General features: G+C 74.3%; 4 protein-coding genes. All 4 read right to left on the reverse strand.

Annotated features, from left to right (window positions below):
* Positions 1–411 (reverse strand): sugar phosphate nucleotidyltransferase (locus tag B7767_RS30895; protein ID WP_256923632.1); only part of this gene is annotated, 411 nt, incomplete at its 3' end.
* A 100-nt stretch (positions 412–511) separates the two neighbouring features.
* Complete coding sequence (locus B7767_RS48480) at positions 512–691, reverse strand: hypothetical protein (protein ID WP_085575023.1); 180 nt, start codon at positions 689–691, stop codon at positions 512–514.
* A gap of 138 nt (positions 692–829) precedes the next feature.
* Positions 830–1,249: a CBS domain-containing protein gene (locus B7767_RS30905; RefSeq protein ID WP_085575024.1), complete on the reverse strand. Its 420-nt coding sequence runs from the start codon at positions 1,247–1,249 to the stop codon at positions 830–832.
* A 100-nt stretch (positions 1,250–1,349) separates the two neighbouring features.
* A partial coding sequence (locus tag B7767_RS30910; RefSeq protein WP_085575025.1) for an ATP-binding SpoIIE family protein phosphatase occupies positions 1,350–2,775 on the reverse strand: 1,426 nt, incomplete at its 5' end.

Consider the following 2,775-nt stretch of genomic DNA (forward strand, 5'->3'; position numbering starts at 1 on the left):
GTCGCACGCGAGCAGCGTACGGGCGCGGTGGCCGGCCCCCGGCAGGCCGACGGCGCCGCCGGTGTCCTGCCGGCAGCCCCGGACGACCGTGCGGCACGCGTCGGAGCGGGAGTCGGCCGGATACCGGACGGCGGGGGCGGTCAGCGCCGCGCGAGCCGGTCCCGGAGGATTTCCCCGGGGAATGCAAGCGGCCCACGGACAGGAATTCGATCCGTCACCGACCGCGCCCCCGGTCTCCGCGGCCGTGTCACCGGCGACGGTCCCGACATCGGTGATGCCCGCGTCCGCCAGGGACTCCGGCCCGTGTAAGGGCAGGGGTTCGGCGACCGCGGGCACCAATTGTTCGGCCGAGGCGCGGGTGATCGGCCCCGGCCGGGTTCCGGCACCGCCGGACAGCACGAGAGCCTTCATTCGGCTCACCATAGTCGTGTTCCGGCGGATGGAACATCACTTGCTTTACCCGTGCGTCATGAAATCCCGCGAGAGGGCCGATCGGCCACCCGAACGCGGGCTAATCATCGCCCCTTACTATGTTTCCCTCCACACTCGTGTTCGGGGTGGTGGAGGTGGTACCGCGGTCCACGGCGGGGAGGCAGGTCCGCAGCGGGTCCTCGCCGCTCAGTCGCCGGGCTCGCGCCCAGCCGGTCTCCGCCCGGCGGGGTCGGGGGTGGTCAGTGGTCTCCGAGGTCACGACTCATCATCTTCCTTCTGTCCGCTGCCCTCCGGGTCCCCGGCGCCGCACCGGACAAACACCCGCCCGCCGTACGTGCTTCCGCCTCCTCAACGCCCCGGCCCGGAAGGGGAGTTCCCGTCCGGGCCGGGGTCCTCGTCAGATGTTGGGCCGGGCCACGCTGATGTCGCCCAGGGCGGACTCCGGGTCGCGCTCCATGGCGGTGTCACCCAGCGAGACGACGCCGACGGGGCGTCCGTCCTCGACGACCGGGACGCGGCGCACGGCGTGTTCGCGCATCAGCCGCACCGCGTGGTCCAGGTCGTCGTCCGGTGCCACGGTCACCGGGTCGTCGCTGCACGCGCCGGCCACGGTGATGTCCTCGGGATCGCCGCCCCGGGAGACCGACCGCACCACCAGGTCGCGGTCGGTGACCAGTCCGCGCAGCCGGTCGCCGTCGGTCACCAGTACGGACCCGAGGTCGCGGTCGCGCATGATGCGGGCGACCTCCGCGACGGAGGTCTGCGGCCCGACGGTCACCGGCGCGCCGGTCATGATGTCGCGCACGTGCTGTGCCATGACGTTTCCCCTCTCCTGTCCCTCGGTGGCGTTCCGGGTACCCGGCGCAGCGGTACGGTCACCGGGCGCGGGCGTTCCCGGCCGGCGGGCCCGGCGGCCGTCAGGGCCGCAGTACGAACTCCGCCCACACCTGCTTGCCCCCGCTGACCGGAAGGGTTCCCCAGCCGGCCGACACGGCCTCGACGAGGAGGATGCCGCGGCCTCCGGTGGCCTCCCAGCCGATGCTGGTGGGCTTCACGGGGGTGCGGGGCGAGGCGTCGGCGACCGCGAGGCGCAGCCGGTCGTTGACCAGGGAGATGTCGAGGCGGACCGGCCCTTCGGTGTGCACCAGGGCGTTGGTGACCAGTTCGGAGACGACGAGCAGGGCGCCGTCGACGTCCGCGGTCACCCCCCAGGAGCGCAGGGTGCGCCGGGTGAAGCGGCGGGCGTGCCCGACCGCCTGGGGCACCCGCCACACCGTCCAGCTCTCCCGCAGCGGACGGGAGGCCATGCCGTCGTAGCGCATCAGCAGCAGGGCGACGTCGTCGCTGCGCGGGGCCTTGCCGAGCAGGGCGTCCGCGACGGTCCCGAGGTCGGCGGGGTCGGCGGCGGAAAGCTGCCGGGCGAAGCCGTTCATGCCCTCGTCGATGTCGGAGTCCGGGGACTCCACCAGGCCGTCCGTGGTGAGCGCGAGCATCGTGCCGGGCTGCAGCCTGAGCGGGCTCATGGGGAAGTCGCTCTGCCGCACCACGCCCAGCGGCGGGCCGCCCTCGGCCTCCGCGATCTCGGTGCGGCCGTCCGGGTGACGCAGCACCGGCGGCAGGTGGCCGGCGCGGACGCACCAGGCGAAGCCCTCCTCCATGTCGACGTCGACGTAGCAGCAGGTGGCGAAGAGGTCGGTCTCCATGTCCATGAGGAGCCGGTTGGCGTGGGAGACCACCACGTCCGGGGGGTGTCCCTCGACGGCGTAGGCGCGCAGCGCGGTGCGCATCTGGCCCATGAGGGTGGCGGCGCCGGCGCTGTGCCCCTGGACGTCGCCGATGACGAGGGCGACGTGGTTGTCCGGCAGCGGGATCACGTCGTACCAGTCGCCGCCGAGCTCCAGGCCGGCGGTGCTGGGCAGATAGCGGGCGACGGCGACCGCGCCGGGCAGCCGGGGCAGGCGGCGCGGCAGCAGCTGGCGCTGGAGCATGCCGACCAGTTCGTGCTCGGCGTCGAAGGCACGGGCCCGCATCAGGGCCTGTCCGGCGAGGCCGGCGGCGGCGGTGAGCAGGGCGCGTTCGTCGGGGCCGAAGTCGTGCGGGGTGTCCCAGCCGATCAGACAGGCGCCTGCTATCCGGTTCCCGGCGGGCAGCGGCAGCATGGCCAGGCCGCCGGGGCCGACCTCGGCGAGGGCGGTCTCCAGCGGGGAGCCCGCCGGCCAGATCCGGGCGCGTCCCTCGCGCAGGGCGGCGGCGAGGGTGGGCATGGTGCGCACGGGCGCGTCGGGCCACTCGGTGCGCCACTCCGCGCGCCACAGGTCCGGCCACGCCTCCGGTTCCGGCGGG

Source organism: Streptomyces sp. 13-12-16, from assembly GCF_002114215.1.
Lineage (GTDB): Bacteria > Actinomycetota > Actinomycetes > Streptomycetales > Streptomycetaceae > Streptomyces.